10 protein-coding genes are annotated in these 16,877 nt (G+C 73.4%); all 10 read left to right on the forward strand.

The window, feature by feature from the left end; translation table 11 throughout:
• The first annotated feature begins 3 nt into the window (after positions 1-3).
• Complete coding sequence (locus tag PO879_RS04710; protein WP_278236773.1) at positions 4-2,838, forward strand: FtsX-like permease family protein; 2,835 nt, start codon at positions 4-6, stop codon at positions 2,836-2,838.
• Positions 2,835-5,645: an FtsX-like permease family protein gene (locus tag PO879_RS04715; protein ID WP_278236774.1), complete on the forward strand. Its 2,811-nt coding sequence runs from the start codon at positions 2,835-2,837 to the stop codon at positions 5,643-5,645. Before PO879_RS04710 ends, PO879_RS04715 begins: the two co-directional genes overlap by 4 nt.
• A gap of 16 nt (positions 5,646-5,661) precedes the next feature.
• Positions 5,662-6,591 carry an ABC transporter ATP-binding protein gene (locus PO879_RS04720; RefSeq protein WP_278236775.1) on the forward strand — a complete coding sequence of 310 codons (930 nt, stop codon included), beginning with the start codon at positions 5,662-5,664 and terminating at the stop codon, positions 6,589-6,591.
• A complete protein-coding gene (locus PO879_RS04725) occupies positions 6,591-7,295 on the forward strand; it encodes an ABC transporter ATP-binding protein (RefSeq protein ID WP_278236776.1) in 705 nt (234 codons plus the stop codon). The genes PO879_RS04720 and PO879_RS04725 overlap by 1 nt, the downstream gene beginning before the upstream one ends.
• A 240-nt stretch (positions 7,296-7,535) precedes the next feature.
• On the forward strand, positions 7,536-9,140 hold the full coding sequence (locus PO879_RS04730; RefSeq protein ID WP_278236777.1) for an ABC transporter substrate-binding protein: 1,605 nt from the start codon (positions 7,536-7,538) through the stop codon (positions 9,138-9,140).
• Positions 9,141-9,366: 226 nt separating this feature from the next.
• Positions 9,367-10,293: an ABC transporter permease gene (locus PO879_RS04735; RefSeq protein ID WP_278236778.1), complete on the forward strand. Its 927-nt coding sequence runs from the start codon at positions 9,367-9,369 to the stop codon at positions 10,291-10,293.
• Entirely contained in the window at positions 10,286-11,272 is a 987-nt protein-coding gene (locus PO879_RS04740) for an ABC transporter permease (RefSeq protein ID WP_278236779.1), read from the forward strand. Before PO879_RS04735 ends, PO879_RS04740 begins: the two co-directional genes overlap by 8 nt.
• Positions 11,269-13,020: an ABC transporter ATP-binding protein gene (locus PO879_RS04745; RefSeq protein ID WP_278236780.1), complete on the forward strand. Its 1,752-nt coding sequence runs from the start codon at positions 11,269-11,271 to the stop codon at positions 13,018-13,020. The genes PO879_RS04740 and PO879_RS04745 overlap by 4 nt, the downstream gene beginning before the upstream one ends.
• Before the next feature lie 126 nt (positions 13,021-13,146).
• Positions 13,147-14,910, forward strand: coding sequence for a BCCT family transporter (locus PO879_RS04750; protein WP_278236781.1), 1,764 nt, complete (start codon positions 13,147-13,149; stop codon positions 14,908-14,910).
• A 56-nt stretch (positions 14,911-14,966) separates the two neighbouring features.
• Complete coding sequence (gene typA, locus PO879_RS04755) at positions 14,967-16,877, forward strand: translational GTPase TypA (RefSeq protein ID WP_278236782.1); 1,911 nt, start codon at positions 14,967-14,969, stop codon at positions 16,875-16,877.

Genomic DNA, 16,877 nt, shown 5'->3' on the forward strand with positions numbered 1-16,877 from the left:
CCCATGCTGCGGTCCGCGTGGCGGCGTGCCGTCGCGCACCGCGGCCTGCTCGCGCTGGTCGCCCTGCTCGTCGCCGCGATCGCGGCGACGAGCGGGGTGACCGCGGGGGCGGTCGCCGCCACGACGACGGACGCCGCCCGCACGGCCCTCGGTGACGGCTCGACGGCGTCGCTGCAGGTGACCACGCGGGTCGCCGAGGACCCGGCGGCCCAGGACGCCCGGGTGCGCTCCACCGTCGCCGACCTGTTCGGCGACGCCCCGCTGCGCGTCGACCGCACCGAACGCCCCGACGGCGACGACACCCCGTTCGTGGAGTGGACGCTGACTCCTGTCGTGACGGAGGTCCTGCCCGCCGACCTCGCCGGGTTCGCCGCGGGCGGCGACGCCCTGCACGGTGTGCTGCGCGCCGACGACGCGGTGGCCGTCCGCGGCCTGACCGTCGAGGGCGACCTGGCGCAGCGCGCGGCCGCCGAGCAGGAGGCCCAGGCCGCTGCCCGGGCGGTCCTCACGGTGCCGGTCGCCCTGCTCGTCCTGGTGGCCCTGGTGGCGCTGGTGCAGGTCGCCCGGCTGCTGGCCCAGGCGCGGGAGCGCGAGACCGAGATCCTCGTCGCCCGCGGCGCCGACCCGGGCCGGCTGACGGCCGCTGCGCTCGGAGAGGCGGCGGCCGTGTGCCTGCTCGCCGCCGCAGCGGGTTCCGCGGCCGCCGCCGGTGCCCTGAGCGTCGCCGGCACCGCCTCGCCGGCTCCGACGGTGCTGGTCGCGGGGTGCCTGGCCACCGTGGTCGCCGGCACGACCGCGCTCACCGTCGTGGCCGGTTCCCGGGCACGCGCCGTCGCGCGCCGTCGGCTCGCCGACCGGTCGGGACGGCTGCAGCGCGCCGCGGCCGCCGGCACCGTCGCCGGTGTCGGGCTGCTCGCCGTCGCCGGCATGTGGCGTCTGCGCTCCCTCGGGTCGCCGCTGGTCGTGGCGGACGGCGCCACGACCTGGGACCCTCTCGCCGCCGCGGGGCCGGCGCTGGCGCTCGCCGCGCTGGGCCTGCTCGCGCTGGCGCTCCTGGGTCCGCTCACGCGGGCCGGAGCACGGCTCGCCGCGGGGGGTCGCGGTGCGACCGCCGTGCTGGCCGCACGCCAGGTCTCCCGAGGTCTGCGGGTCGCCGTCGTGCCGGTGGTGCTGCTGGTGCTCGCCGGGGGATCCGCCGTGCTGGCCGCGGCCTACGCGGGCACCGCCCCGCAGGCACGGGCCGACCTGGCCACCCAGCAGCTCGGCACCGACGTCCGGGCCGCCGACGGCGCCGGGGCACGGCTGGCGCCCGACCGACTCCCGGTCCGCACGGCACGGCTCGCGGACCTGGACGGGGCGGCGGGCGCCGTGCCGGTCCTGGCCCGGAGCGCGACGGTGCAGGGCGACCCGCTCGGGCTCGTCGCGATGCCGGCCGACGCCGCGCCGGGCGCGGTCCGTCCCGTCGAGGCCGCCGCGGCCGTCGCCCCGCTGCGCGGCACGGAGCCGTTCGCCGCCGCGCCCGTCCTGCCGTCCGGGACGACGGGGCTCACGATCGACCTGACGGGGACCGCCGTGGCCGACCCCGCAGCCCTGCCCCTCGGGACCCGCGACCGGTCCGAGCAGGCGCTGGACGTCGCCGTCACGGTGTGGCTCGTCGACGCGCACGGAGCCCTGGCCGTCGTGGACGCCGGCGTGCTGACCCTGACGGACGGACCCGCCGGAACCGAGCTGGTCGTCACCGTCCCCGCCACCCTCGCCGACGCCTCCGAGCTGCGGGTCGCGGCGCTCGAGCTGGACCTGCCCGGCGTCCTGGTGCCTACCGAGGTGTCCGTCGCGGTGACCGGACTCGACGCGGACGTCGAGGGCGCGCAGGTCCCCGTGGACGTCGCCGGGACCCGCTGGGCCGCCGCAGGGACCGCCCCGAGCTCCTCCGACGACGGCGCCCTCGGCGCCGACCTGACGCTCGGTTCCCGTGACGGGACCTGGCTGCGCCTGCTGGCCGCCGACGGACCGGGGGCGACGTCCCGCCCGGTGGTCCCGGCGGTGGTCACCGACGCGGCGGCGCAGCGCTGGGACGCCGCCGTGGGGGACGAGCTGGAGGCCACCGTGGCCGGTGCCGAGGTGGTCCTCCGGGTCGCCGCGACCACCGACGCGGTGCCCGGGGAGTCGACGGCCGAGTCCGCCTGGGTCGATCTCGGGACGCTGGACGCCGCGCTGCTCGCCACCACGGGGCAGCTGCCCCGGCCCGCCGAGGCGTGGGTCGCGGCGGACGATCCCGGCGACGCCGCCGCCGTCGACCGCCTGGCCGACGACGTGGCGCAGCTCCTCGGTCCGACGGACGCCACCGTCGCCGGCGGCGGCAGCCCCGGCGTCGTGGTCCGGACCGTCGCCGACGTCACCGCGTCCGACGCCGGGGCACCGGTCCGGCTCGCCGTCGTCCTCGCGGCCGCCGGGGCGACCGTGCTCGCCGTCCTCGGCCTCGCCGTCGTGGCCGTGACCACCCTGGCCGCGCGACGCGGCGAGGTCGCCGTGCTCCGCGCGCTGGGCGTGGGCCCCCGGCAGCAGGGCAGGGGGCGTGCCGGCGAGCTCGTCGTGCTCGGCGGCGTCGGTCTCGGCGCCGGCGTCCTGGCCGGGGCGGTCCTCGCGGCCGTCACCGTGCCCGGTCTCGCGCACGCCGTGGTGCGGGGCGGGACGACGCCGGACCTCGTGGTCGACGCCGGGGTGCTGGTCCCGCTGCTCCTGGCGGCCGTGGCCGGTGTGCTGCTGGTCGGCGCCGTGGTCGCCTCCCGGGTGGCCGCGCAGGCGCGCGACACGACCTACCGGGCGGAGGTGCGATGAGCCTGATGCTCCTGGTGCGCCGGCACCTGCGCACCGCGGCCGGCGCCGTGCTGGCCCTGGCGGCGGTGACCGTCCTCGCCGCCGGCACCCTGTCCACGGTGCCGCGGGCGGTCGCCGCGGTGCACGCCGACCAGCTCGCGCACGTCACGGCGCAGACGTCCGCCCTGACGTCCGACGTCGTCGCCACGACGCCCGTCTTCCCCGGCTACGGCGAGGACTACGACGCCTACGGCGGCGTGCACCGCGAGGGTCCGGCCGACGGGGAGGTCGACCCGCCGGTGCCCGACCTCGACGGCTACCTCGCCGGGCTGCGCGACCTCGCCGCCGCGCGACCGGCCCCGCTGTCCGGCGTCCTCGGCGAGCCCGACCTGGTCGTCGCGGCGGACCGCACCGGGGTGGAGCGGGTCGAGGGCAACGACGTCGCCGCGCCGGGCATCGTGCTGCAGGCGGGCCCGTCGGCGTCGGCGCAGGTCCAGGTGGTCGAGGGGCGCTGGCCGGCCGCCACGCCCGTCCCCGCCGACCCGACGGCGATGCTGCCCGGGTCCGACGGCGTGGTGGAGTTCGAGCCCACCGCGATGGAGGTGGCGGTCTCGACCGCGGTCGCCGCCGAGCTCGACTGGGCCCTCGACTCGGTGCACGCCACCGACGAGCCGCTGCTGCCGCCGCTGCACGTCGTCGGCCTCTGGGAACCGCAGGACGCCGACGCCGACTACTGGGCGCACGTCCCGCGCACGACGACTCCAGAGATCGTGTTCGACCCCAACATCGGCAAGATCGTCACGGCGGGGGTCTTCGCCGACCCGGCCACGCTCGGCTCCTGGGTCCCCGCGCCGTCGGCGCGTGTCTGGTTCCCGGTCGACACCTCTGGCGTCGCCGCGCAGGACGCGCCGGCGCTGCTCGCCCAGCTGCGCGGCCTGACGGCCACGACCACCACCGTCGTCGACGGCGACAGCGCCGTGCTGGAACCGGCCACGGGGTTGCTCGACGTGCTGGAGACCGCGCTGGGCCAGCGCGCCGGCGTCGACGCGATCGTCACGGTGCTCGCCGTCGGACCGCTGGGCGCGCTGGCCGCCGTTCTCGTGCTTGCCGCGGGGCTGGTCGTCGACCGGCGCCGCGCGACGCTGGCGCTCGCACGGGCGCGGGGTGCGTCGATGACGTGGGTCCGCGGGGTGGTCGCGCTCGAGGGCCTGGTCGTCGGGCTGCCCGCGGCCGCGCTGGGGTTCGCGGCCGGGCTCGCCGTGGTGCCCGGGACCGTGACGTCCGTGCAGGTCGGCGCGGCGGTGCTGTGCGGGCTCGGCCCGGCGCTCGTGCTGGCCGCCGTGACCCCGGCCGCCGGGCTGCGGGCCGGCCGCGCGGACCTCGGGGCCGTCCCCGCCCGACGTCGGCACCTGCGCCTCGGGGTGGAGGCCGGCGTCGTCCTCGCCGCGGCCGGGACGTCGTGGCTCGCGGTGGACCGGGGCGTCGTCGCCGCGACGGGCTCCTCGACGGGCCCGACCGGCACCGGCAGCGGTGTCGACCCGCTCCTGGCCGTGGCCCCGCTGCTGGTCGGCGTCGCGGTCGCGCTGGTCACGTTCCGGCTCGTGCCGCCCGTGGCGCGCGCGGTGGAACGCCTCGCCGCACGGGGGTCGGGACTCGTGCCGTTCCTCGGGGCGGCGCGCGTGCGCCGGGACCCGGCCGGGGGTCCGCTGCCCGCGGTGGCGCTGGTGCTCGCCGTCGGTGTCGCCCTGTCGTCCGTGGTGCTGTCCGGCACGGTGCGCCAGGGCGTCACCGACGAGGCCTGGGCGGAGGTCGGGGGAGACCTGCGGGTGGCTGGTCCGGTCGTCGACGGCCCGACGGCCGACTCCCTGCGCGGGATCGACGGCGTGGCCGCGGTCGCGCCCGTCGCCGACGCCGGCCGGTTCGCGCTCGGCCGTGTCGGCAGCGGCAGTCCCGTGACCGCGTGGACCACCGACGCCGCCGAGCTCGCGCGGGTGCAGCAGGACGTGCCGGGAGCGCCGGACGGGCTGGACCGGCTCGCGGCCACCGACGACGGACGACTCCCTGTCGTCGCCGTCGGCTTTGCGGCCGGGCAGGTGACCGACGGACAGGTGCTGTCCGGGCCCGGGGGCGCTCGCACGGAGGTCGTCGTCGTGGACCGCGTCGACGCCCTGCCCGGCCTGCCGCCGTCGTCGGGCGCCCTGCTGGTCGACGCGACCGCGGCCGGGGACCGGGTGGGGATCGCACCGGGGACCGCGCGCCTCGCGCTGGTCGGCCTGACCGACGCCGCCGACGCCGAGGCTCCGGACCCCGCCCCGGTCGAGGCGGAGATCGGCGCGCTGCTGCCCACCGCCGTCGTCGACGACCCGCGCGAGGGCGAGCAGGCGCTGCTGTCCTCGCCGGCCGCCGCCGGTCTGGCGACGGCGTTCACCGTCGCCGTCGCGCTCTCGGCGCTGCTGTGCGTGGCGACCGTGACGCTGATGCTCGTCCTGGCCACGCCGGCCCGCACCCGCGTGCTGGCCGTGCTGCGCACCCTCGGCCTGCCCCGCCGGGCCGAGCGCGGGCTGGTGGCGTGGGAGGTCGGGCCCTGGGCGGTCGCCGCGCTGCTGGCGGGCGGCGTCGTGGGCGTGCTGGTGCCGGCGCTCGTGCTGGCGGTCGTCGACCTGACCCCGCTGACCGGGGGTGCGGCGTCGCCCGCGCTGGTGGTCGACCCCTGGGGGCCCGCGGCGCTCGCCGGGGGCCTGCTCGTCGCGGTGGTCGCCGGCACGCTGGTGGCCGGGTCGGTGGGGCGGCGCCGGGGTGCCGAGACGTGGCGGACGGTGACGGACTGATGACGAGGAGCGAGGTATGAGCGAGATCCTGTGCCGCGGGCTGGTGCGCATCTTCGCCACCGACGGCGTGGAGGTCCAGGCCCTGCAGGGCCTGGACCTGGAGGTCGAGGCCGGCGACCTGGTGGCCGTCGTGGGTGCCTCCGGGTCGGGGAAGTCCACGCTGCTGGGCATCCTGTCCGGGCTGGACACCCCCACCGGAGGGTCGGCCGTCGTGGCGGGCACGGACCTGCTCACGATGGGGCGCCGGGACCGGGTCGTCTACCAGCGCCGCACGGTCGGGTTCGTCTGGCAGCAGACCTCCCGCAACCTTCTGCCGTACCTCACGGCGGCCGAGAACGTCCGCCTCGTGCTCGACCTGGGCGGCGGCCGCCGCACCGAGCGGGCCGCGCGCACCGACGAGCTGCTCGACCTGCTGCAGGTGGCCGACGTCGCCGACCGGTACCCGGCCGAGATGTCCGGCGGGCAGCAGCAGCGGGTCGCGATCGCCGTCGCGGTGGCGAACCGCCCGCGCGTGCTGCTCGCCGACGAGCCGACCGGCGAGCTCGACGAGGCCACCAGCGCGGACGTGCTGGAGGCGCTGCGCGCGGTCAACGCGGCCACGGGCACGACGACGCTCATCGTCACGCACGACCCGACGGTGTCGGAGCACGTGGCCCGCACCGTGCAGATCCGTGACGGCCGCACCTCCACCGAGGTGCTGCGCCGGACCGCCACGGACGCCGACGGCGTGCGGCGCGACGTCGCGGAGGAGTTCGCGGTGCTGGACCGGGTCGGGCGCCTGCAGCTGCCGCACGACGTCGTCGAGGCCCTGGACCTGCGCGACCGGGTCCGGCTGCGGCTGCAGGAGGACCACGTCCAGGTCCGGCGGGACAGCGACGACACGCAGGACGAGACCCGTGGCGACACCCGCGAGGACGCCCGCGGGTCCACGGGGGAGGAGAGCTGATGCCGACGACGGTGACGACGCCGGGGACGACGCCGGTCCTGCGGACCGAGGACGTGCGCCGCACGTTCGGCCGCGGGGCCGGCGAGGTGCACGCCCTGCGCGGGGTGTCCGTGGCGGTCGCGGCGGGCGAGCTGCTCGTGGTGCGCGGTCCGTCGGGGTCGGGCAAGACCACGCTGCTCAACGTGCTCGGCGGGCTGGACGCGCCGTCGTCGGGCCGGGTGTGGCTGGACGACCGCGAGCTGACGGCGCTGGACCCGGACGAGGTGCTGGCGCTGCGGCGCGACGAGGTCGGCTACGTCTTCCAGTCCTTCGGTCTGCTGCCGGTGCTGTCCGCCGCGGAGAACGTCGAGGTGCCGCTCCGGCTGCGCCGGGTCCCCCCGGCCGAGCGGGCGGCGCGCGTGGCGGACGCCCTGGACCGGGTGGGACTCGCCGACCACGCCGACCAGCGGCCCTACGAGCTCTCCGGCGGCCAGCAGCAGCGCGTCGGCATCGCGCGTGCCCTGGTGGCGGCCCCCCGGGTGCTGCTCGCGGACGAACCCACCGGTCAGCTCGACACGGCGACCGGGCGGCGCGTGATGGACGTGCTGGCCGAGCTGGTGCACACCGCGGGGGTCGCGGCCGTCGTCACGACGCACGACCCGGAGCTGGTCCGGCGGGCGGACCGGGTGGTGGACCTGCACGACGGCGCGACCGCCGAGGCCTGATCCCGCCGTCCTGCCACGGGACAGCGTTTTCACCCGCTCTCAGATGTCGAGCGGGTTCCGATCGGGTCACGATCGTGGTATCGGTCGCCAGGAAGGGTGACCGGGGACACGATGAGGGGTTAGGCTCCTGGGCGCATCTTGTGCTGCGGACGCAGATCCGCGCCCGCACCCCTCGCGTCGGAGCACCCCTCCGACGGCGTGCACATCAACTCAGGAGGACACGTGACACCTCGCGGACGTATGGCAGGCATCGGGGCCTTCACCCTGGCCTCGGCCCTGCTGCTCTCGGCTTGCGGCGGCTCTGGCAGCTCCGACGAAGGCGACTCGACCGCGGCTGCGGAGGGCGACAGCACCGGCGTCGTCTCCATCAGCAGCGGCGAGCCCCAGAACCCGCTGACCCCCGGCATGACCAACGAGGTCTACGGCGGTCTGGTGGTCAAGAACATCTACTCCGGTCTCGTCTACTACGACGCGGACGGTGCGATCGAGAACGAGGTCGCCGAGTCCATCGAGTCCGAGGACAACCAGAACTGGACGATCACGATCCAGGACGGCTGGACCTTCTCCGACGGCACCCCCGTCACGGCCCAGAGCTTCGTCGACGCGTGGAAGTACGTCGCGAACCTGGACAACGCCCAGAACCAGCAGTACTTCTTCAACGGCTTCGCCGGCTTCAGCTTCGAGGAGCCGTCCGACATCGCCGTCGAGGTCGTGGACGAGACGACCTTCACCGCCGAGCTCTCCCAGCCCGCCTCGGACTTCCCGCTGTGGCTCGGTTACTCGGCGTTCAACCCGATGCCCGAGGCCTTCTTCGAGGACCCGGAGGGCTTCGGCTCGGAGCCGATCGGCAACGGCCCGTACGAGCTCGAGTCGTGGGAGAACGACAGCCTCATCACGCTCGTGCCCCGCGAGGGCTACGAGGGTCCGCGCCAGCCGGCCAACGGCGGGCTCGAGATGGTCGCGTACGTCGAGGAGGACACGGCGTACAACGACATGCTCGACGGCAACCTCGACGTGCTGCCGAACGTGCCGTCCTCGGCCTTCGCGACCTTCGAGGACGAGCTCGGTGAGCGCGCCGTGAACCAGCCGGCGGCCGTCATCCAGGTCGTCAACGTGCCCGAGTGGCTCCCCGAGTTCCAGGGCGAGGCCGGCGTCATGCGCCGCCAGGCCATCTCCATGGCGATCGACCGCGAGACGATCACCGAGACGCTCTACAGCGGTTCGCGCACCCCGGCCAGCGACTTCACCTCGCCGGTCATCGACGGGTTCTCCGACGACATCCCCGGCTCCGAGATCCTCGACTACGACCCCGAGGGCGCTGCCGAGATGTGGGAGCAGGCCGAGGAGATGGACCCGATCGGCGACTACACGCTGCAGATCGCGTCCAACGCCGACTCGGACCACCAGGACTGGATCGACGCGGCCTGCAACACCATCCGCACCGACCTGGGCATCGGCTGCGAGTTCGCGCCGTACACCACCTTCGACGAGTTCCTCAACGCGCGTGACGACGAGTCCGTCGAGGGCATCTTCCGCGGTGGCTGGCAGGCCGACTGGCCGTCGATGAGCAACTTCCTGGGCCCGATCTACGGCACCGGGGCCGGCTCGAACGACATGAACTACTCGAACGAGGAGTTCGACGCCCTGCTCGCCGAGGCGGCCGCCGCCGAGGACACGGCCACCGCGACCGAGCTCTACAAGGAGGCCCAGGAGATCCTGTTCCAGGACGTCCCGGGCATCCCGCTGTGGTACCAGAACGCGACCGGCGGCTACGCGGAGACCGTCGAGAACGTCGAGTTCGGCTGGGACAGCGACCCGATCCTGTACCAGATCACCAAGGAGTGATCCGCTGACACGGACGGGGCACCCGCCTCGGCGGGTGCCCCGTCCGTCGTCGTTCCCGAGCGGTCGCGGCGTCGGGTACCGTCTGACGTCGACCACTCGTCGCGAGGGGGCGGGGGTGCGCACCACAGCACCCCCGCCCCACCGCTGTCCGCGTCCCCGCACGGTCGCGGTTCGAGGAAACCCGTAGCCTGGGGGGACCCCCTGGGCACACGAGGAGATAAATCGCATGCTCTGGTATCTCGGACGCAGGCTGCTGCAGGTGATCCCTGTGTTCCTGGGGGCCACCCTGCTGCTGTACGCGCTGGTGTTCCTGCGGCCCGGTGACCCGATCGCCGGCCTGGGTGGTGAGCGTGGTCTGCCCGAAGCTGTGCAGGAGCAGATCCGCGCCCAGTACAACCTGGACCAACCCTTCATCATCCAGTACCTTCTCTTCCTGCGCGGCGTGGTGACGCTCGACTTCGGCGTCGACTTCCGCGGCCGCGAGATCACCGAGGTGATCGCCAACGCGTTCCCCGTCACGATCCAGCTCGCCCTCATGGCGCTGGTCATCGAGGCGGTCTTCGGCATCGGCTTCGGCCTGGTCGCCGGGATGCGCAAGGGCGGCATCTTCGACGCGACCGCCCTGGTCGTCAGCCTCTTCTTCATCGCGGTGCCGACGTTCGTCGTCGGTTTCGTCATGCAGATCGTCGTGGGCGTCCGGCTCGGCTGGCTGCCCGTCACCGCGGGACGAGATCCCGACTTCGTCAGTCTGCTGATGCCGGCCATGGTGCTCGCCGCGGTGTCCTTCGCCTACGTGCTGCGCCTGACGCGCACGTCGGTCGCGGAGAACCTGTCCGCCGACTACGTCCGCACGGCGCGCGCCCGCGGTCTGCGTCGCTCGCAGGTCACCGGACGCCACGTGCTGCGCAACTCCCTCATCCCCGTGGTGACGTTCCTCGGCGCCGACATCGGCGCCCTGATGAGCGGGGCGATCATCACCGAGGGCATCTTCAACATCAACGGCGTCGGCGGCACGCTCTACGACGCGATCATCCGCGGCGAGAGCATCACCGTCGTGTCGCTGACCACCGTGCTGGTGCTGGTCTACATCGGGGCGAACCTCCTGGTGGACCTGCTCTACGCCGCCCTCGACCCGAGGATCCGCTATGCCTGAGAACCGCTACGAACCCGTGGGCCGGTCGGCGACCCCGACCCCGGCCCCGCGCCCCGGCCAGGAACACTTCACCGCGCCGGCCGACGAGGGCGGCCTCGGCGCCGTCGACGCCGTCGCGACCGACGAGACGCCCACCAGCCTCTGGCGCGACGCCTGGCACCAGATGCGCCGGCGCCCGCTGTTCTGGGTGTCCGGGACGGTCATCGTCATCGTCGTGCTGGTGGCGGCCTTCCCCGGCCTGTTCACCTCGATCGACCCGCGCGCCTGCGACCTGGCCCGCGCGCTCGAGGGCCCGCAGGCCGGCCACCCGTTCGGGTTCGACCGCCAGGGCTGCGACATCTACTCCCGGACGATGTACGGCGCCCGGGCCTCCGTCGTCGTCGGCGTGCTGGCGACCTCGATGGTCGTGATCCTCGGTACGACGATCGGCGCGATCGCCGGGTACTACGGCAAGTGGTTCGACACGATCCTCAGCCGGATCACCGACATCTTCTTCGCCATCCCGCTGGTGCTCGGCGCCATCGTCATCATGTCGATCGCGACCAACCGCACGAGTTTCCTGGTCGCCTTCGTGCTGGCGGTCTTCGGCTGGACCCAGATCGCCCGCATCACGCGCGGCACCGTGCTCTCGGTGAAGAACAACGAGTTCGTCACCGCGGCGAAGTCCCTCGGCATGGGCCGCGGGCAGATCCTGGTGCGGCACGTGCTGCCCAACTCGGCGGCGCCGATCATCGTCTACGCGACCGTGGCCCTGGGCCAGTTCATCGTCGCCGAGGCGACGCTGAGCTTCCTCGGCATCGGCCTGCCGCCGGACGTGGTCTCGTGGGGCGGCGACATCAGCGCCGCCCAGGGCGCGATCCGGACCGACCCCGAGATCCTGCTCTACCCGGCAGGCGGCCTGGCCGTGACAGTGCTCGGCTTCATGATGATGGGCGACGTGGTGCGCGACGCCCTCGACCCGAAGGCGCGGAAGCGATGACGACACAGTTCCCCGTGAGCGACGGCAACGCGACGCCCGAGTCCGCCCCCGCCGTCGCCGACCCGAACAAGCCCCTCCTGGAGATCCGCGACCTGCAGATCTCCTTCACCACCGGGGTCGGCGAGGTGCACGCCGTGCGCGGCGCGAACCTCACCGTGTACCCGGGCCAGAACGTGGCCATCGTCGGCGAGTCCGGATCGGGCAAGTCGACGACGGCCGCCTCGATCATCGACCTGCTGCCCGGGACCGGAAAGGTGACCGGCGGGTCCATCATGTTCGACGGCCGCGAGCTCGTCGGCGCGCCCCGGGCCGAGACCGAGGCCCTGCGGGGCCGCGCGATCGGCATGGTGCCGCAGGACCCGATGTCGAACCTCAACCCGGTCTGGCGCATCGGCACCCAGGTGACCGAGGCGCTGAAGGCCAACGGGTTCAAGGGCTCCAAGGCCGAGCTGCGCACCCGCGTGGCGGACGTGCTCGCCGAGGCCGGTCTGCCCGACGCCGAGCGCCGGGCGCGCCAGTACCCGCACGAGTTCTCGGGCGGCATGCGTCAGCGCGCGCTCATCGGCATCGGTCTGGCCTCGCGGCCGCAGCTGCTCATCGCCGACGAGCCCACCTCGGCCCTCGACGTGACCGTGCAGCGCCAGATCCTGGACCACCTGGGTGACATGACCCGGGACCTCGGCACCGCCGTGCTGTTCATCACCCACGACCTCGGGCTCGCCGCCGAGCGGGCCGAGCACCTCGTGGTGATGTTCAAGGGGCAGGTCGTCGAGTCCGGTCCGGCCCAGCAGATCCTCGCCGACCCGCAGCACCCGTACACGAAGCGTCTGGTCGCCTCGGCGCCGTCGCTGGCCTCGCGCCGGATCCAGACGGCGCACGTGTCCGGGCAGGAGTCCGCCGAGCTGCACGCGCACCACCTGGGCGAGAAGCCGCCGGCCTCGAACGAGGCGGTCAAGGTCGAGCACCTGACCAAGGTGTTCCAGATCCGCGGGGCCCGCCCCGGGTCGTCCACGGACTTCACGGCGGTCGACGACGTCTCGTTCACCCTCGGGCGCGGGCGGACGCTCGCCCTGGTCGGCGAGTCCGGCTCGGGCAAGTCCACGGCCGCCAACATGGTGCTGGGGCTGCTGGAGCCGACGTCGGGCACCGTGGAGTTCGACGGCACCGACGTGTCGACGCTCAACCCGAAGCAGGCGTTCGCCTTCCGACGGCGGATCCAGCCGGTCTTCCAGAACCCGTACGGGTCGCTGGACCCGATGTTCTCGATCTACCGCTCCATCGAGGAACCCCTCAAGCTGCACAACGTGGGGTCGAAGAAGTCGCGCGAGAAGCGGGTCCGCGAGCTGCTGGACATGGTCTCGCTGCCGCAGTCGGCGATGCGCCGCTTCCCGAACGAGCTCTCCGGCGGCCAGCGCCAGCGCATCGCCATCGCGCGTGCCCTGGCGCTCAAGCCCGAGGTCGTCGTGCTCGACGAGGCGGTCTCCGCCCTCGACGTGCTCGTCCAGGCGCAGATCCTCGACCTGCTCGACGAGCTGCAGACCGACCTGGGCCTGAGCTACCTGTTCATCACCCACGACCTGGCCGTCGTCCGGCAGATCGCCGACGACGTGGTGGTCATGCAGAACGGCAAGGTGGTCGAGCAGGCCACCACCGACGAGGTCTTCGACAACCCGCGCCAGCAGTACACCCGTGACCTCCTCGAGGCCATCCCGGGTGCTCATCTGGTGGGGAACGTCGCCGGCGGCTGACCCCGCAGGACCCGCCCCGCCCGACACGACGCGCACGTATCGCGACGCCGCAGGACGCCGTCGACCCACCCGGGTCACGGCGTCCTGCGTTTGCCCCTTCCGCCCGATCCCGACAGTCTGTGAGTCATGCCGACGCGCCGATCAACCCTCGCCCCAGCCGTCTTCTACCCAGCGGGCGGACTGATCCTCCTCTTCGTCCTGCTGGGGATCTTCGCCACCGACGCGACCGCCGAGGTCATGTCCACCCTACAGTCGAAGGTCATCAACGGCTTCGGCTGGTACTACGTGCTCATCGTGGCGGCCTTCGTGATCTTCGCGATCTACGTCGGCCTGAGCCGATTCGGCGACATCACCCTCGGCAAGGACGAGGAGACCCCCGACTTCAAGCTGCCCGTGTGGTTCGCGATGCTGTTCGCCACCGGCATGGGGATCGGGCTGGTCTACTACGGCGTCGCGGAGCCGCTGTGGCACTACACCGACCCGAAGCCGGGCGTCACCGGTGACGACGCCTCGATCGCCGGGCAGGCGATGGGCCAGACCTACCTGCACTGGGGCGTGCACGCCTGGGCGATCTACGTCGTCATCGGCCTGGCCCTGGCCTACGCGATCCACCGCAAGGGCCGGCCGGTGTCGATCCGGTGGGCCCTCGAGCCGCTGCTGGGCGAGGAGCGCGTCAAGGGCTGGCTCGGCAACGTCATCGACGTGCTGGCGATCTTCGGCACGGTGTTCGGCGTGGCCACCTCGCTCGGCCTCGGTGTGCTGCAGCTGTCGGCCGGGCTCGAGTACCTCGGCGTCGCCGAGTCGACCGTCGCGCTGCAGATGGGGCTCATCGCCGCCATCACCGCGGTCGCCGCGCTCTCGGTGGCGTCCGGTCTCGAACGCGGCATCAAGTGGCTGTCCAACGGCAACATGATGCTCGCGGGCGTCCTGGTGGTCACGGTGCTGATCATGGGGTCCTCGCTCTACGTGATGCGCGAGTGGGTCCAGTCGCTCGGCTTCTACCTCCAGAACGTCATGCAGATGACCTTCGACACCCTCGCCTTCCAGGGGGCGGACGGCCTCGCCTGGGAGTCGAGCTGGACGATCTTCTACTGGGGCTGGTGGATCTCCTGGGCGCCCTTCGTCGGGCTGTTCATCGCCCGCATCTCGCGCGGGCGGACCGTGCGTGAGTTCGTCCTCGGCACCCTCATCGTCCCGATGCTGGTCACGACCGTCTGGTTCAGCGTCTTCGGCGGGACCGCGCTGCGGCAGGAGATGATCGAGCCGGGGTCGATGCTCGACGCCGAGACCGGGTCCGTGAACTCCGACACCGCGATGTTCCAGTTGTTCGAGACCCTGCCGGGCGGCGGTGCGTGGCTGGCCGTCATCGCCATGATCCTCGTCGTGGTGTTCTTCGTGACGTCCTCGGACTCGGGGTCGTTCGTCGTGGACATGCTGGCCAACGGCGGCGACCAGAACCCGCCGCTGTGGAGCCGCCTGTTCTGGGCGATCCTCGAGGGTGGTGTCGCCGCGGCGCTGCTCTACGCCGGGGGTCTGGCGACGTTGCAGACGGCGTCGATCCTCACGGCCCTGCCGTTCTCGGTGGTGCTGGTCGCCATGGCCGTCTCGGTGTGGAAGGCGCTGGACGCCGAGCACAAGGCGATCGTGCGCACCGAGCGACGGCTGCGGCGGCGTGAGTTCAAGCAGGAGGTGACCGAGCACGTCACGGAGCACGTGACCGAGCACGTGACGGAGCACGTCAACACCCAGCTGTCGGAGATGACCGGGCAGGTCCCGGTCGTGGCGGACGCCGACTCCGACGGCAACGGGACCTCGGCCGCCGCACGTCGCCGGGGTCCGCGGAGCTGGCGCCGTCGAGCACCCGGGCCGGAGACGGACACCTCCGGGTAGGATGGACCGGCCCCGGGTTCCCGGGTGCCGCCCCTCCCACGGAAAGAGAACCCTTGATGTCTGTGCGCTCCGACCTGCGCAACGTGGCGATCGTCGCCCACGTCGACCACGGCAAGACCACCCTGGTCGACGCCATGCTGCGGCAGGCCGGCGCCTTCGCGGCGCACCAGCAGGTCGACGACCGCGTCATGGACTCCGGTGACCTGGAGCGGGAGAAGGGCATCACGATCCTCGCCAAGAACACGGCGATCCGGTACGCCGGACCGTCGGCGGCCGAGGTCGGCGAGGCCGACGGCGTGACGATCAACGTGATCGACACGCCGGGCCACGCCGACTTCGGCGGCGAGGTCGAGCGCGGCCTGTCCATGGTCGACGGTGTCGTGCTGCTCGTGGACGCCTCCGAGGGCCCGCTGCCGCAGACCCGCTTCGTGCTGCGCAAGGCGCTCGCCGCCAAGCTGCCCGTCATCGTCGTGGTCAACAAGGTCGACCGGCCCGACTCGCGGATCACCGAGGTCGTCGCCGAGACGACCGACCTGCTGCTGGGGCTCGCCAGCGACCTGGCGGACGAGGTCCCCGACCTCGACGTCGACGCCGTGCTCGACGTGCCCGTGGTCTACGCCTCGGCCAAGGCCGGGCGCGCCTCCACCGAGCAGCCCGCCGACGGCGAGCTGCCGGCGAACGAGGACCTCGAGCCGCTGTTCTCCACCGTGCTGCAGACCGTCCCGGCACCGACGTACGACGAGACGATGCCGCTGCAGGCGCACGTGACCAACCTGGACGCCTCGCCGTTCCTCGGCCGTCTCGCGCTGCTGCGCGTCCACAACGGCACCCTGCGCAAGGGCCAGACGGTCGCGTGGGCGCGCCAGGACGGCACCCTGAGCCAGGTGAAGATCACCGAGCTGCTCGAGACCAAGGCGCTGGACCGCGTGCCCGCGGAGTCCGCCGGGCCGGGCGACATCGTCGCCGTGGCGGGCATCGCCGACATCATGATCGGCGAGACGCTCACCGACGCCGACGACCCGCGGCCGCTGCCGCGCATCACCGTCGACGACCCGGCGATCTCGATGACGATCGGCATCAACACCTCCCCGTTGGCCGGCAAGGGCGGCAAGGGCCACAAGGTCACGGCCCGCCAGGTCAAGGACCGGCTGGACGCCGAGCTCATCGGCAACGTCTCGCTGCGCGTGCTGCCCACCGACCGCCCCGACGCGTGGGAGGTCCAGGGCCGCGGCGAGCTCGCGCTGGCGATCCTCGTCGAGCAGATGCGCCGCGAGGGCTTCGAGCTGACCGTCGGCAAGCCGCAGGTCGTCACCAAGCAGGTCGACGGCAAGACCTGCGAGCCGATGGAGCGCATGACGATCGACGTGCCCGAGGAGTACCTCGGCGCCGTCACGCAGCTCATGGCCGCCCGCAAGGGCCGCATGGAGACGATGGCGAACCACGGCACCGGCTGGGTGCGCATGGAGTTCGTCGTCCCGGCCCGTGGCCTCATCGGTTTCCGGACCCGGTTCCTCACCGAGACCCGCGGCACCGGCATCGCCTCGTCCTACGCCGAGGGCTACGAGCCGTGGCACGGCCCCATCGAGTCCCGGCTGACCGGTTCGCTGGTCGCCGACCGGGCCGGCTCGGTCACCCCGTTCGCCATGATCAACCTGCAGGAGCGCGGCACGTTCTTCGTCGACCCCACCCAGGAGGTCTACGAAGGGATGATCGTCGGCGAGAACTCCCGCAACGAGGACATGGACGTCAACATCACCAAGGAGAAGAAGCTGACGAACATGCGGTCCTCGACCGCCGACAGCTTCGAGAACCTGGTGCCGCCGAAGAAGCTCACCCTCGAGGAGTCGCTGGAGTTCGCGGCCGAGGACGAGTGCGTCGAGATCACCCCGGAGATCGTGCGCATCCGCAAGGTCAACCTCGACGCCACGGCGCGTGCGCGGGCCGCGGCGCGGGCCAAGCGCGCCTGA

This window comes from Isoptericola sp. AK164, from assembly GCF_029643425.1.
In the GTDB taxonomy this organism is placed as follows: Bacteria; Actinomycetota; Actinomycetes; order Actinomycetales; family Cellulomonadaceae; genus Isoptericola; species Isoptericola haloaureus.

Coding starts and splice junctions, on each gene's coding strand:
- typA (WP_278236782.1), top strand. CDS start 14,967: ATGTCTGTGCGCTCCGACCTGCGCAACGTGGCGATCGTCGCCCACGTC.
- PO879_RS04730 (WP_278236777.1), top strand. CDS start 7,536: ATGGCAGGCATCGGGGCCTTCACCCTGGCCTCGGCCCTGCTGCTCTCG.
- PO879_RS04750 (WP_278236781.1), top strand. CDS start 13,147: ATGCCGACGCGCCGATCAACCCTCGCCCCAGCCGTCTTCTACCCAGCG.
- PO879_RS04710 (WP_278236773.1), top strand. CDS start 4: ATGCTGCGGTCCGCGTGGCGGCGTGCCGTCGCGCACCGCGGCCTGCTC.
- PO879_RS04720 (WP_278236775.1), top strand. CDS start 5,662: ATGAGCGAGATCCTGTGCCGCGGGCTGGTGCGCATCTTCGCCACCGAC.
- PO879_RS04735 (WP_278236778.1), top strand. CDS start 9,367: ATGCTCTGGTATCTCGGACGCAGGCTGCTGCAGGTGATCCCTGTGTTC.
- PO879_RS04715 (WP_278236774.1), top strand. CDS start 2,835: ATGAGCCTGATGCTCCTGGTGCGCCGGCACCTGCGCACCGCGGCCGGC.
- PO879_RS04740 (WP_278236779.1), top strand. CDS start 10,286: ATGCCTGAGAACCGCTACGAACCCGTGGGCCGGTCGGCGACCCCGACC.
- PO879_RS04745 (WP_278236780.1), top strand. CDS start 11,269: ATGACGACACAGTTCCCCGTGAGCGACGGCAACGCGACGCCCGAGTCC.
- PO879_RS04725 (WP_278236776.1), top strand. CDS start 6,591: ATGCCGACGACGGTGACGACGCCGGGGACGACGCCGGTCCTGCGGACC.